The sequence below is a fragment of the Lentzea sp. NPDC059081 genome (genome assembly GCF_042738015.1).
Taxonomy (GTDB): domain Bacteria; phylum Actinomycetota; class Actinomycetes; order Mycobacteriales; family Pseudonocardiaceae; genus Lentzea.
The window spans coordinates 83,310-96,022 of record NZ_JBHYGW010000017.1; the positions used below are offsets into that span (position 1 = coordinate 83,310).

The window sequence follows — 12,713 nt, forward strand, 5'->3', positions numbered from 1 at the left end:
CGTGGACGACCCGTTGATCATCGCCGGCCGGGAGTTCCGGTCGAGGCTCATCACCGGCACCGGCGGTGCCGCCAACCTCTCCGTGCTGGAACGGGCGCTGGTCGCGTCCGGGACCGAGCTGACGACCGTGGCGATGCGCCGGGTCGACGCGGCGGGCCGGACCGGCGTGCTGGAATTGTTGCGGCGACTGGGAATCGACGTGCTGCCGAACACCGCCGGCTGCCGCACGTCCGCCGAGGCCGTGCTGACCGCGCAGCTCGCCCGCGAGGCGCTGGAGACGAACTGGGTCAAGCTCGAGGTCGTCCACGACGAGGAGACCCTGCTGCCGGACCCGGTCGAGCTGCTCGACGCGGCCGAACGGCTGGTGGGCGACGGTTTCGTCGTCCTGCCGTACACGAACGACGACCCGGTGCTGGCGCGCAAGCTGGAGGACGTCGGCTGCGCCACCGTCATGCCGCTGGGCTCGCCCATCGGCACCGGCCTCGGCATCCGCAACCCGCACAACATCGAGCTGATCACTTCCAGGGCGGCTGTTCCAGTAGTTCTCGACGCGGGCATCGGCACGGCGTCGGACGCGGCGCTGGCGATGGAGCTCGGCTGCTCGGCCGTGCTGCTGGCGACGGCCGTCACCAGGGCTCAGGACCCGGAACGCATGGGCGCCGCCATGCGTTGTGCGGTCGAGGGCGGACGTCTGGCGCGCTTGGCCGGACGAATTCCGCAGCGCTTTTGGGCCCAAGCGTCTTCGCCGGGTCTCTGAGGTCGCTACCGTGGGTACTCACACGTTGGGGGATGATTGACAACTACCTGAATCCCGCCGAGGAGGACGACAAGCCGTGACGGCCCCCATTGACGCCGAGGTCGAGGACGCGACCGCGCGCCTGTACCTGGCGATCGGCCGGCTGGCCCGGTTGCTGCGACGCACCGGTTCCCCCGGACTCGGCCCCGGCGCGGTCTCCGCGCTCGCCACCCTCGCCCGCTGCGGTCCCATGCGCCTGGGCGACCTCGCGACCAAGGAGGGCGTGGCACCCCCGACGCTCTCCCGGATAGTCGCCGCCCTGGTCGAAGCCGGGTACGTGAAGCGCGAACCCGACCCGCAGGACGGCCGCGCCTGGCTCGCCACCCCCACGCCCGAGGGCGAGACGATGGTCTCCGGCGTGCGGTCCGCGCGGGTGCGCGAGCTGCAGCGCCGCATCGAACAGCTCACGCCCGAGCACGTCTCCGCGCTGGTGAACGCACTGGACGCGCTGGAGACGCTGGTCGGCGAGGAGTCGAAGGGCGCGTGAGGTCCCGCACCGGCGGCATGTGGTGGGGAACGTCGGTCGAGGCGCCCGACCCCGGCGCGCTGTCGAGGTTCTACGCCGAGCTGCTCGGATGGCACGTCGGCCACGAGGAACCGGACACGGCGATCGTCGCGGCCTCCCCGAACGGCCCGTTCTTCGTCTTCCAGCGCGCCGAGGACTACCGCGCGCCGGTGTGGCCGCCGGTCGACGGACAGCAGCGCCCGATGATGCACCTCGACTTCCAGGTCGGTGACCTGGACGAGGCCGTCGCCGAGGCGGTGGCGTTGGGGGCGACGCCGGCGGAGTTCCAGCCGCAACCGAACGTCAGGGTGCTGTTCGACCCCGCCGGCCACCCCTTCTGCCTGTGCCTGGACGCCTAACCCGTGAGCTTCCAGAACGGCGACACCGGCCCCACGCCCGCACCCAACGGGTAGGCGGCCGCCACCGACCGCACGATGAAGTCCTTGCCGAACCGCACCGCCTCCGGCACCGACGCACCGTGCGCCAGCGCCGAGCTGATCGACGACGCCAGCGTGTCGCCGCTGCCGTGCGTGTTCTGGGTGTCGTAACGAGGTCCGGGCAGCTCGATGAACTCCCGGCCGTCGTGGAGCAGGTCGAGGCACTCCGGGTCGTCCCACATGTGGCCGCCCTTCACCAGCACCCACTCGGGTCCCAGCGCGTGCAACGCCTCCGCCGCCAGCCGCTGGTCCGCCCGGTCCTTCACGGCGATCCCGGTGATCAGCCGCACCTCGTCGAGGTTCGGCGTCACGAGCGTCGCGCGCGGGAAGAGCAAGCCCCGCAACGCGTCCAGCGCCGAGTCGGCCAGCAGCTGGTCGCCGTGCATCGATGCCGACACGGGGTCGACGACGAACGGCGTCCTGCCCGAGCGGCCGATCCCGACGCGGTCCAGCGCCGGCACGACGGCCTCGATGATGGCCGACGACGCCAGCATCCCGGTCTTCGCCGCCTGCAGCCCGATGTCCTCGGCCACCGCGATGACCTGCGCCGCGACCGTGTCCGGCGGGATCTCCGCGACGCCCGTGACGCCCAGCGAGTTCTGCACCGTCACGGCCGTGAGCGCGACACAGCCGTGCACTCCGCACGCGAAGAACGTGCGGAGGTCGGCCTGGATGCCCGCACCACCGCCGGAGTCGCTTCCGGCGATGGTGAGGACCCTGGGTGGTGCCGTGGTCACGAAGTCTCCACGACCGGGAGGTAGACCTTGTTGCCCGTGCCGGCGAACTCGTCGGACTTCTCCGCCATGCCCGCCTCGATCGCCTCCACAGTGGACAGTCCGCGTTCCTCGGCGTAGCGCCGCACGTCCTGCGTGATCTTCATGGAGCAGAACTTCGGCCCGCACATCGAGCAGAAGTGCGCCGTCTTCGCCGGTTCCGCAGGGAGCGTCTCGTCGTGGAACGAGCGCGCGGTGTCCGGGTCGAGCGACAGGTTGAACTGGTCCTCCCAGCGGAACTCGAAGCGCGCCTTCGACAGCGCGTCGTCCCAGTCCTGGGCGCCGGGGTGGCCCTTGGCGAGGTCCGCGGAGTGGGCAGCGATCTTGTACGTGATCACGCCGGTCTTCACGTCGTCGCGGTTCGGCAGGCCGAGGTGCTCCTTCGGCGTGACGTAGCAGAGCATCGCGGTGCCCAGCCAGCCGATCTGGGCCGCGCCGATCGCGGACGTGATGTGGTCGTAGGCCGGTGCGATGTCCGTGGCCAGCGGGCCGAGGGTGTAGAACGGCGCCTCGCCGCACCACTCCTCTTCGAGCCGGACGTTCTCGGCGATCTTGTGCATCGGCACGTGGCCGGGGCCCTCGATCATCACCTGGACGTCCTTCGCCCGCGCGATGTGCGTGAGCTCGCCCAGGGTCTTCAGCTCCGCGAACTGCGCCTCGTCGTTGGCGTCCGCGATGGAACCCGGCCGCAGCCCGTCGCCCAGCGAAAACGTCACGTCGTAGGTGCGCAGGATGTCGCAGAGCTCCTCGAAGTGCGTGTAGAGGAAGCTCTCCTGATGGTGCGCGAGGCACCACGCGGCCATGATCGACCCGCCGCGCGAGACGATGCCCGTGACGCGCTTCGCGGTGAGCGGCACGTACCGCAGCAGCACGCCCGCGTGCACGGTCATGTAGTCGACGCCCTGCTCGCACTGCTCGATCACGGTGTCGCGGTAGACCTCCCACGACAACGCCGCCGGGTCGCCGTTGACCTTCTCCAGCGCCTGGTAGATCGGCACGGTGCCGACCGGCACGGGGGAGTTGCGCAGGAGCCACTCGCGCGTCTCGTGGATCCGCTTGCCGGTGGACAGGTCCATGATCGTGTCGGCACCCCAGCGGGTCGCCCACACCATCTTGTCCACCTCGTCCTCGATCGACGACGACACGGCGGAGTTGCCGATGTTGGCGTTGATCTTCACGAGGAACTTCTTGCCGATGATCATCGGCTCGGCCTCGGGGTGCTTGCGGTTCAACGGGATGACCGCGCGCCCGATGGCCACCTCCTCGCGGACGAACTCCGCGTCGAGGTTCTCCCGCGTCGCGATGTAGCGCATCTCCGGGGTGATGACCCCTGCCTTCGCGTACGCGAGCTGGCTGACAGCTCCGTTGATCGGTTCCCGTGCGGCGACCCACCCCGCGCGCAGCGGAGCCAGTCCACTGTGGACGTCGATGGTCGCGTTCTCGTCGGTATACGGACCGGAAGTGTCGTACAGATCGACATGCTCGCCGTTGGTCAGTTCCACCCTGCGGAAAGGCACACCCTCGCGGTAGACCTTGCGAGAGCCCGAGATCGGGCCGGTGGTCACACTGGGCTTGACCGAACGGTCGTCAAGTGCCGTCACGACATTCCTCCCTACGCCGGCATTACCCGGTCAGGTTCAGGCGGTCGGTGACACCGGCACTACTGCCAGTCACCCTCTCAGCCCGCTCAGGCGCGAGCTCCCGCGTTCTTGTTGAGTTGTCGAGAACCGACCATAGTCAGCGCGCGCCACAGCTGCCAAGGGCACGGTTTGGCCCTAATCTTCTCCCGTGGCGGATCATCAGCCGTTCCCGCCCGGCGCGCGTCGCGGTCAACGTCCCGCCGTGGTCTCGGCATGCCCTTCGTGCGGTGAGCTGGCAGGACGCGGCTACCCCGACTGCGGCTTCTGCGCCGAGCTGCTCGACCAGTTCTGGCTCGCCGACTGGGAGGCGCTGCGGATGTCGTCGCAGCTCGCCGACCGCGAGCTGGCCGAGCTGGTGACCTCCGCCGACGTCGGCCAGTACCCGTGGACGTGCGTGGACTGGGCGATGACGCTGCTGGCGTGCTCACGCTGCGGCGCCGAGCTCGGCACCGGGCCCGTCGAGTGCGTGCGGTGCGCGGTGACGGAGGAGCGCCGGTGGCACTGGGACCACTCGGCGCACCCGCACACGATGAGCGCGAACGAGCACCTGCTCCGCGTCGCCCGCGCCGCTCTCCGCGCACCCCACCGGCGCCGTCCGGCCGTGGTGCAGGCCTGGCAGCTGGTGCTGCCGTTCCTGATCGCCGGCGAGGTGATCGAGCTCGGCCGCCTGGACCGGATCCGCGCGCACGTGCTGGCAGGCGGCTACGAGACGTTGGCCGCCTGCCACACCCTGGCCGAGCTGGCCGGGCTGCCCGAGCTGTTCTGGCGCCGGGGCGACCCGATCTCAACGCGGGTCGAGTACCAGCCTGACTCCGAGCGCCAGCAGCACGCCGCCCGACAGCTTCTCGAGAGCAGGACGGACCCGCGGCCGGCTCAGCCAGCCGCGGATGGTGTGCAGGATCGAGACGATGACCAGGTACCAGACGGTGTCGATGACGACCCAGCCGACGGCGAGGAAGAGCAGAACCCCCTGGCCGGCCTCCCCGGCAGGCACGAACTGCGGTAGGAACGAGATCGCGAAGACGCCGAGCTTCGGGTTGGCCAGGTTCACGACCAGCCCGCTGCGGAACGCGTGGCTCGCGGGCGGCGGTTCCGCGTCCGGCAGGCTCTTGCTGATCAACGCCTTGACGCCGAGGTAGATCAGGAAGGCCGCGCCGGCGATCCGCAGTCCGTGGTAGGCGATCTCGGACGCCGTGAGCAGCACGGACAGGCCCAGTGCGGCCGCGACCGCCCAGCAGGCGACGCCGACCTCCATGCCGAACACCGTCGCCAGCGCGGCTTTCCGCCCGTGCACCGACTGTCGCAGGACCATGGCCGTGCCGGGTCCTGGCGACAGTGCGATGAGGAACGAGGCCGCGACGAAGGCGACGATGTTTTCGAGTGGCATGCCTTTGATGGTCGCTCCGGCCGCAATTGCTTTTCCTGGAAGCGGCGGGTTGACCTGGAGCGCGCTCCAGGATGTTCGGTGGTCGGCATGACCTTGGAACTGGGGAAGTTGGGTTTCGGCACGTGGGCCATGGGTGGTCCGTTCTCGGGCCCGGACGGCCTGCCGGTCGGCTGGGGACCGGCCGACGACGTGGAGTCGGTGAAGGCGCTGCAGCGGGCGGTCGAGCTGGGCGTGACGTTGTTCGACACGGCCGACGTCTACGGCTGCGGGCACGCGGAGACGGTGGTGGGGCAAGCGCTTGCGACCGTGCGTGACCAGGTGGTGATCGCCACGAAGTGGGGGTGCGGGTTCGACGCTTCGGCACGCCGGATGACCGGCAACGAGGGGTCGGTCGCGTACCTGCGCCGCGCCGTCGAGGGGTCGTTGCGGCGGCTCGGGACCGACCGGATCGACCTGTACCAGCTGCACGTGGGCGATCTGTCGTTCGAGGAGGCGGCGCTGCTGCGGGACGAGTGCGAGGTGCTGGTCGCCGAGGGCAAGATCCGCGCCTACGGGTGGAGCACGGACGACGTCGAGCGGGCGCGGTTCTTCTGCGCGGGCGAGCACGGGATCGCGGCGCAGGCGGACATCAACCTGCTGTTCGACAACCCGCAGATGTACGCGGGGGAGTTCGCGGTGCTGTGCCGCCGCCCGCTCGCGATGGGCCTGCTGGCGCGGGAGACGTTCGTCGAACTGCCGGCCGACGACGTGCGCGTCACGAACCCGGACTGGCTGCGGTTCTTCGTCGACGGGAAGCCGTCACCGTCGTACTTCGCGGCGCGGGAGGCCGTGCGGGACGTGCTGACGTCCGGCGGCCGCACGCTGGTGCAGGGCGCGCTGGCGTGGTTCTGGGCGCGTTCTCCCCGGCTGGTGCCGATCCCCGGTGTCCGGACGGTCGCCCAGGTCGAGGAGAACGCGGGTGCGCTGGCGTTCGGCCCGCTGTCGGCGGACGAGCTGGCGCAGGTGGAGTCGGTGCTGCGTTAGTCCTCTTCGTCGTCGCCGAAGTTCGCGGGGTCGGCCGGGTCCCAGTCGAGGTCCGGCCGGTTCCAGTCGTTGTCGCGCAGCATCCGCTTCGACTCCTTCTTGTACCGGCCGACGAGGCGGTCGAGGTACGTGAAGCCGTTGAGGTGGTCGGTCTCGTGCTGCAGGCAGCGCGCGAAGAAGCCGGTGCCCTCGACCTCGAACGGCTGTCCGTCGAGGTCGAGCCCGGTCACCTTCGCCCAACGGGCGCGTCCGGTCGGGTACGCCTCGCCGGGCACGCTCAGGCAGCCCTCGAAGTCGTCGTCCGGGTCCGGCATGGTCTCCGGGATCTCGGAGGTCTCGAGCACCGGGTTGCAGATGGCGCCGCGGTACTGCTTGCCCTCGTCGTCGGGGCAGTCGTACACGAAGAGCCGCAGGTCGATGCCGATCTGGTTGGCCGCGAGGCCGACTCCGCGCGCCGCTGCCATCGTCTCGAACATGTCGTCGGCGAGAGCCTTGAGCTCGGCGCCGAACTCGGTGACCTCGCGCGTCGGGTGGTGGAGCACGGGGTTGCCAACGATGCAGATGCGGTGCACGGCCATGGGCAAACTTTAAGCGAGCCAAAACTGTCGGTGTCGCGCGGTAGGTTGGAACGATCACGTGATTGAATTGCCCGCACCTGAGATGGTGTGGCGACCGTGGGGAGCCAGATGGATCACACCGAGACGCTCACCTCCGCTGACGGCTTGACCAGCCGTGATCGCACGATGCTCGCGTTCGAGCGCCAGTGGTGGAAGTACTCGGGATCCAAGGAACAGGCCATCCGGGAACTGTTCGACATGTCCGCCACCCGGTATTACCAGCTGCTGAACGGCCTGATCGAGTCCGAGGCCGCCATGGCCGCCGACCCGATGCTGATCAAGCGGCTGCGGGGAGTGCGGACTGGCCGCCAAAGGGTGCGCGCACGCGCCAGGAGCACCGAGGACCGATGACCTCCCCCGAGTCCGCAAGCCCGTCCCGCCCGGCCAAAGCCGCCGGCTTCGCCCTGCTCGGCGTCGCCGCCGTCGCGTTGGTGATCGGCGTCATCAGCCTGTTCGGCGGGGGGTCCGACACCCCGCCCTCCGCTGAGGGGTCGTCCACCGCGCCGCCGGCTTCTACTTCCGCTTCCACCGCTTCCTCCGAGACTTCGGCTGCGCCCACAACGCAGTCGTCCGCGCCTCCGGCCACCACGACGACGACTGCACCTCCCGCGTCGTCCGCTGCGGTGCCGCCTCCTCCTGTCACCCAGCCGGGTGTCGCCAAGGAGCCTGTGCGGGTTTACAACAACTCGACGATCACCGGGTTGGCGTCCAAGGCTTCTGATGAGGTTCGCGCGAACGGGTGGACTGTTGCCGGGACCGGCAACTACTCGCAGGGGACCATTCCGACCACGACCGTGTACTTCCGGCCTGGGACTGCTGAGGAGGCTTCCGCTAAGGAGCTTGCTGCGGTGTTGCGGGCTCGGGTTGAGCCTCGGTTCGACGGGATCGAGTCTTCTGCGCCTGGGATCATTTTGATCGTGACGAACGATTATCAGGGTGCTTCTAAGTCGAAGTAGGTCGCGTTCGTCCTGGGTTGAGTTGTGCTGGTGCTGTTGCGTGCTTCCACCTGGGGGCTCTGCCCCCAGACCCCCGGCAATCTGATCGGGGGCCCCGCGCCGTCGGCGGGTTGATGGCACGCCTGTTTGTGTTGGGCGGCTGCCTGTTTCGTTCGTGGTTGCGTTGCGGTGGGGTGCCCGTCACGAGCCGCACCAGGAGCGAGCCACACGTGAGGAGGGGTGTCAACCCGGCGAAAAGCGTGCCGGGTTGACACCCCTCCTCACGTGCAGCGAGAGCTGTGGCGCGACTCGTGACGGGCACCCCACCGCCGGCGCTCTTGGCTCAAAGCAAAGGGCTCGGCTTCGCCTTCGCTTGCTCGCCTTCGGCTTCGCGTTAGCGGCCCGCCGCGTACGCCGCCAGTGACGCTAGCTGTGCCGGGTTCAGTGAAGGCCTCACCACTTCGCGTGCCTTTGCCAGGTGTGCCTGCGTCACCTCGGCGGCGTCCAGGGACTCCCGCATCGCGGTCAGCGCTGCCTCCCGCACCAGGGCTGCGCAGTCCGCTGCCGAGTACATGTCCAGCTCCTCTGCCAGAGCCTTCAGGTCTACGTCGCTGGTCAGCGGGGTGTTGCGGGACGCGGCCTTCAGGATCTCGGTGCGGGCTTCGGCGTCCGGTGGTGGCACGTAGACGAGGCGTTCCAGGCGGCCTGGGCGGAGCAGGGCCGGGTCGATCAGTTCCGGGCGGTTCGTTGCGGCGATCACCACTACGTCGCGGAGGGGTTCTACGCCGTCGAGTTCGGTCAGCAGGGCTGCCACCACGCGGTCCGCCACGCCTGCGTCGGAGGACTGGCCTCGGCGTGGGGCCAGTGCGTCGACCTCGTCCAGGAAGACCAGGGCCGGGGCGGCGTCGGCGGCTCGGCGGAAGAGTTCGCGGACCGCTCGTTCCGACTCGCCCACGAACTTGTCCATCAGCTCGGCGCCCTTGACCGTCAGGACGTTGAGCTGGCCGGAGCCCGCCAGTGCGCGGACCAGGAAGGTCTTGCCGCAGCCGGGCGGGCCGTAGAGGAGCACGCCGCGTGGCGGGTCGACGCCCAGGCGGGCGAAGGAGTCCGGGTAGCGCAGGGGCCAGAGCGCCGCCTCGGTGAGCGACTGCTTGACCTCCTTCATGTCGCCCACGTCCTCCAGCGTCAGGCCGCCGGTCTGGACGGTGTCCGAAGCGGACATCGAGATCGGGCGCACGGTGTTCAGTGCGCCGAGCAGGTCTTCTTGTCCCACACGGGGTTCCGCTGCCTCGCGTTGGCGGAGTGCAGCCCTGACCGCGGCCTCGCGGCGCAGGGCGCACAGGTCGGCCGCCACGAATCCCGGTGTGCGGGCGGCGACCTCGCCGAAGTCCACATCGGACTGGACGGGAACGTCGCGCAGCAGCACGCGGAGCAGTTCGGTGCGGCCGGCCGCGTCCGGGAGGGGGAGCGTCAGCTCGCGGTCGACCAGGTCCGGTGCGCGCAGGCGGGCGTCCACCGACTCGGCGCGGGCCGAGGTGACGACCAGCGCGAGGTTCGGGCGGGACACGGCCGTGCGCAGGATGTCGAGCACCACGGTCGCGACGGGCGGCGGTGCGGTGGGCAGCAGCGAGTCGATGTCGGTGAGCAGCAGCACCGTGGGCTGCTCGAGCACGCCGGCGATCGTGTCGCCCAGCTGCTTGGCCATCGCACCCGGCTCCAGCACCGCGATGCTGGGCGCCGCCAGTTCCACCAGCTCCGCGCCGACGGACCGCGCCACGGCCCTGACCAGCGTCGCCTTGCCGACCCCCTCGGGTCCGCTGACCATGGCGGCCAGCCGGGCGGACGCGCCCAGCTTCATCAGCAGCTCGGGCTGCCGGAACATCAGCTCCAGCCACTCCGTCAGCCGCTTGGCCTGCTCACGCTGCCCGACCAGGTCCGCGACGGGCAACGCCTCGTGCTTCTCCTGCACCACCACGGGCGTCACCTCGGCGGCGGGCGCCGAGACCGAACGCCAGCCCACGACACTCGACGGCTGCACGGCCACCGGACCGGCGGGGTCGGTGGAGGTGATGGTGATCAGCTCGTTGGTCCACGTCATGCCGATGGCGTTGGACAGCTTCCGCCGCGTCTCGGACACGTTCGCACCGGGCGGCGGCGCCAGGTCCTGCGGCAGCAACGACACGCTGTCGCCCACCGTCAGGACCTTGCCGGTCAACGCCATCCGCACGTGCTCCGGCGTCAACGCGGTGGTCGCCAGCCGCGAGCCCGCAACGGTGATCGACCGCGCCGCCGTGACCTCGACCGGCGCCACCACGATCTCGGCACCCTCGACCACACCGAGGTTCGTGAGCGTCACGTCGTCGACCAGCACCACACCCGGCGGGTGGTCGCCCGCGGCGGCGAGCGCGGCGCTGACTCGGGCGCCGGTGAGCTTCACGGCGTCCCAGGCGCGCAAGCCCAAGGCGTCGAGCACCTCGGGGTGGAGGCGGACGACGCCGCGCCGGGTGTCCAGTGCGGACGGGGACAGGCGAGCCGTCAGCGTGATCACGACGACGACTCTAGTTGCTGGAGCCGCTCGCCGTACGCCGATGCGACTCCGCCCGCGTGGTCGGTGGTGTGATGTCGAAGTGAGCGATTACGACCAGGTCATGCCGCTCGTGCAAGCGCACGTCGAGAAGTTCGGACGTGCTCTCGCCGTCGTTCGTGAAACCCATGTCGGTCATCCGGTCGAGCAAGTGCGAGAGGCGCTTCTGGAAGCGTGCGCAGCAGAGGGCGTCGACGTCGGGGCAGAAGTTGTCGAGGATGCGGCTCGCCTGATCTCCGAGGGCAAGTAGCAACGCCGAAAAAGACTGCGGGCCGGACACGTGATGTACGTGTCCGACCCGCAGGCCAAGCAAAAGAGATCAGGGCTTCGACTGTCGCCGCAACCCCAGCTGCCGCCAGGACCGCCGCCGGTTCCCGGCAGAAGGAGCCGTCCCCTCCGCCGCCGCAGCAGTGGACGCGTCACGTCGCGGACGACGCACGGCCCGGATAGCCGCACCAGCGACACGGCTCTGCAAAGGCTGACGCAAGCCGAGACGACGCGCAGCCACGCCGTGCGCGCGCTTGATCGCACGGCGGTCGGCGCCCGTGACGGTCCACGCCTCGGGGTGCTTGGACAGCCACATGTACCGGCGCACCGAGTACGGCAGGTGTGCGAGGTACACGACCATCGCGATGATCAGCGCCACCAGCGGGTACGTGATCACGGCGGCTGCCAGCAGACCGACGGCCACCAGCAGCGGGGCGACGGCGCGCGGGGGCACCTTCACGGTCTTCACGGACAGGGTCGGGATGCGCGACACCAGCAGGATCGCGACCACGACCGTCCAGATGCCGACCACGACCGGCGAGTTCCACCAGCCGTCGCGGCGCACCTGCTCCTCGATGATCAGGGGCAGGAGCAACAGCAACCCGCCGGCCGGGGCGGGGACGCCCACGAAGAACTCCTTCGCGAACGGCGGCTGTTCCTTCTCCAGCAACGTGTTGAAGCGGGCCAGGCGGACCACCATGCAGACCGCGAAGATCAGCGCGATGACCCAGCCGGTGCGGTCGCCCTCGAACTTCCAGAGGTAGATCGCGAGAGCGGGCGCGACGCCGAACGAGATGGCGTCGGCCAGCGAGTCCAGCTCCGCGCCCATCTTCGACGTCGCGTCCAGCAGGCGGGCGATGCGGCCGTCCAGGCCGTCGAACACGGCGGCTGCCGCGATCGAGGCGATGGCCGCGCCCCACATGCCGACGTTCGCGAAGTGCACGGCGGACAGGCCCGAGCACATCGCCAGGACCGTGATCGCGTTCGGCAGCAGGCGAACGCCGGGCCCGCTGGGCGCCATCAGGCCTCCGGGAGCTCGGCGAGGACGGTCTCCCCGCCGATCGTGCGCTGGCCGGCCTCGACCAGGACGCGGCTGCCGCGCGGGACGTAGAGGTCCACGCGCGAGCCGAAGCGGATCAGGCCGTAGGTCTGGCCGGCGGCGACCTTCTCGCCCTCGGCGACCTCGCACACGATGCGGCGCGCGACCAGGCCGGCGATCTGCACGACGACGAGGTCGTGGCCGTCGACCGTGCGCAGCCACACGGTGTTGCGCTCGTTCTCCTCGGACGCCTTGTCCAGGTCGGCCGAGAGGAACTTGCCGGGGTGGTACGAGACCTGGACGACCTCGCCGTCCGCGGGCACGCGCTGCACGTGCACGTCGAAGACCGAGAGGAACACGCTGACGCGCGTCATCGGCTGGGAGCCCAGGCCGAGCTCGGCGGGCGGGACGGCGTCGACCACGTGCGAGACGGTGCCGTCGGCCGGGGCCACGGCGATGTTCGGACGCGTCGGGGTCACCCGCTTCGGCTCGCGGAAGAACCACGCCACCCACGCCGTGACCAGGCCGAGGACGACGCCGAGCCGCTTGAAGCGCAGCCGGACGAGGAGGGTCGCGATCGCCGCACCGGCGACGAACGGGCGCCCTGCCGGGTGCATCGGCGGCACCATGCCGCGCGCGAGTTCGAGGAAGTGGGAGACGGGCTTCTCGCTGCTCATCGTGTCTGTGGGTTCCGTAGCTTCGGTGGGTTG

Annotated in this window: 14 protein-coding genes and 1 riboswitch; of the genes, 7 read left to right on the forward strand and 7 right to left on the reverse strand. The window is 70.1% G+C overall.

The features are described from left to right. Position 1 precedes the first annotated feature (1 nt). From ACFWV3_RS30675 to ACFWV3_RS30685, 3 genes are all read left to right on the forward strand, one after another. Positions 2-757 (forward strand): thiazole synthase, encoded by a 756-nt coding sequence (locus ACFWV3_RS30675; RefSeq protein WP_382416253.1) that lies wholly within the window; start codon positions 2-4, stop codon positions 755-757. A 76-nt stretch (positions 758-833) separates the two neighbouring features. After that, positions 834-1,283 (forward strand): MarR family winged helix-turn-helix transcriptional regulator, encoded by a 450-nt coding sequence (locus ACFWV3_RS30680; protein WP_382416255.1) that lies wholly within the window; start codon positions 834-836, stop codon positions 1,281-1,283. Continuing rightward, positions 1,280-1,660 carry a VOC family protein gene (locus tag ACFWV3_RS30685; RefSeq protein ID WP_382416257.1) on the forward strand — a complete coding sequence of 127 codons (381 nt, stop codon included), beginning with the start codon at positions 1,280-1,282 and terminating at the stop codon, positions 1,658-1,660. Before ACFWV3_RS30680 ends, ACFWV3_RS30685 begins: the two co-directional genes overlap by 4 nt. Here ACFWV3_RS30685 and thiD read toward each other — a convergent pair. The 3 genes from thiD to ACFWV3_RS30700 form a co-directional block, all read right to left on the reverse strand. Further along, positions 1,657-2,475 (reverse strand): bifunctional hydroxymethylpyrimidine kinase/phosphomethylpyrimidine kinase, encoded by an 819-nt coding sequence (gene thiD, locus ACFWV3_RS30690; protein ID WP_382416259.1) that lies wholly within the window; start codon positions 2,473-2,475, stop codon positions 1,657-1,659. The genes ACFWV3_RS30685 and thiD overlap by 4 nt on opposite strands. Then, entirely contained in the window at positions 2,472-4,112 is a 1,641-nt protein-coding gene (gene thiC, locus ACFWV3_RS30695; protein WP_382416261.1) for a phosphomethylpyrimidine synthase ThiC, read from the reverse strand. Before thiC ends, thiD begins: the two co-directional genes overlap by 4 nt. Next, a riboswitch (TPP riboswitch) is annotated at positions 4,104-4,226 on the reverse strand. It overlaps the preceding gene by 9 nt. A gap of 709 nt (positions 4,227-4,935) precedes the next feature. Beyond that, positions 4,936-5,538, reverse strand: coding sequence for a LysE family translocator (locus ACFWV3_RS30700; RefSeq protein ID WP_382416263.1), 603 nt, complete (start codon positions 5,536-5,538; stop codon positions 4,936-4,938). Positions 5,539-5,625: 87 nt separating this feature from the next. Here ACFWV3_RS30700 and ACFWV3_RS30705 point away from each other — a divergent pair, with 87 nt between their 5' ends. Continuing rightward, positions 5,626-6,561: an aldo/keto reductase gene (locus ACFWV3_RS30705; RefSeq protein ID WP_382416266.1), complete on the forward strand. Its 936-nt coding sequence runs from the start codon at positions 5,626-5,628 to the stop codon at positions 6,559-6,561. Here the strand turns inward: ACFWV3_RS30705 and ACFWV3_RS30710 are convergent. Then, entirely contained in the window at positions 6,558-7,139 is a 582-nt protein-coding gene (locus tag ACFWV3_RS30710) for a peptide deformylase (protein WP_382416268.1), read from the reverse strand. The genes ACFWV3_RS30705 and ACFWV3_RS30710 overlap by 4 nt on opposite strands. A 108-nt stretch (positions 7,140-7,247) precedes the next feature. Between ACFWV3_RS30710 and ACFWV3_RS30715 the strand changes: the two genes are divergently transcribed. Together ACFWV3_RS30715 and ACFWV3_RS30720 are read left to right on the forward strand one after the other, a co-directional pair. Continuing rightward, the gene (locus tag ACFWV3_RS30715) at positions 7,248-7,529 is read left to right on the forward strand and encodes a DUF3263 domain-containing protein (protein ID WP_382416270.1); all 282 of its coding nucleotides are present in this window, start codon (positions 7,248-7,250) and stop codon (positions 7,527-7,529) included. Further along, entirely contained in the window at positions 7,526-8,134 is a 609-nt protein-coding gene (locus ACFWV3_RS30720; protein WP_382416272.1) for a LytR C-terminal domain-containing protein, read from the forward strand. The genes ACFWV3_RS30715 and ACFWV3_RS30720 overlap by 4 nt, the downstream gene beginning before the upstream one ends. A gap of 373 nt (positions 8,135-8,507) precedes the next feature. Here the strand turns inward: ACFWV3_RS30720 and ACFWV3_RS30725 are convergent, their stop codons facing one another. Further along, positions 8,508-10,661 carry an AAA family ATPase gene (locus ACFWV3_RS30725; protein WP_382416274.1) on the reverse strand — a complete coding sequence of 718 codons (2,154 nt, stop codon included), beginning with the start codon at positions 10,659-10,661 and terminating at the stop codon, positions 8,508-8,510. Between the two features lie 79 nt (positions 10,662-10,740). Between ACFWV3_RS30725 and ACFWV3_RS30730 the strand changes: the two genes are divergently transcribed. After that, positions 10,741-10,947, forward strand: coding sequence for a hypothetical protein (locus ACFWV3_RS30730; RefSeq protein WP_382416276.1), 207 nt, complete (start codon positions 10,741-10,743; stop codon positions 10,945-10,947). A 69-nt stretch (positions 10,948-11,016) separates the two neighbouring features. Here the strand turns inward: ACFWV3_RS30730 and pssA are convergent, their stop codons facing one another. Together pssA and ACFWV3_RS30740 are read right to left on the reverse strand one after the other, a co-directional pair. After that, positions 11,017-11,985, reverse strand: a complete 969-nt coding sequence (gene pssA, locus ACFWV3_RS30735; RefSeq protein ID WP_382416278.1) for a CDP-diacylglycerol--serine O-phosphatidyltransferase — start codon at positions 11,983-11,985, stop codon at positions 11,017-11,019. Beyond that, positions 11,985-12,680, reverse strand: a complete 696-nt coding sequence (locus tag ACFWV3_RS30740) for a phosphatidylserine decarboxylase (protein WP_382416280.1) — start codon at positions 12,678-12,680, stop codon at positions 11,985-11,987. Before ACFWV3_RS30740 ends, pssA begins: the two co-directional genes overlap by 1 nt. Positions 12,681-12,713: the final 33 nt, after the last annotated feature.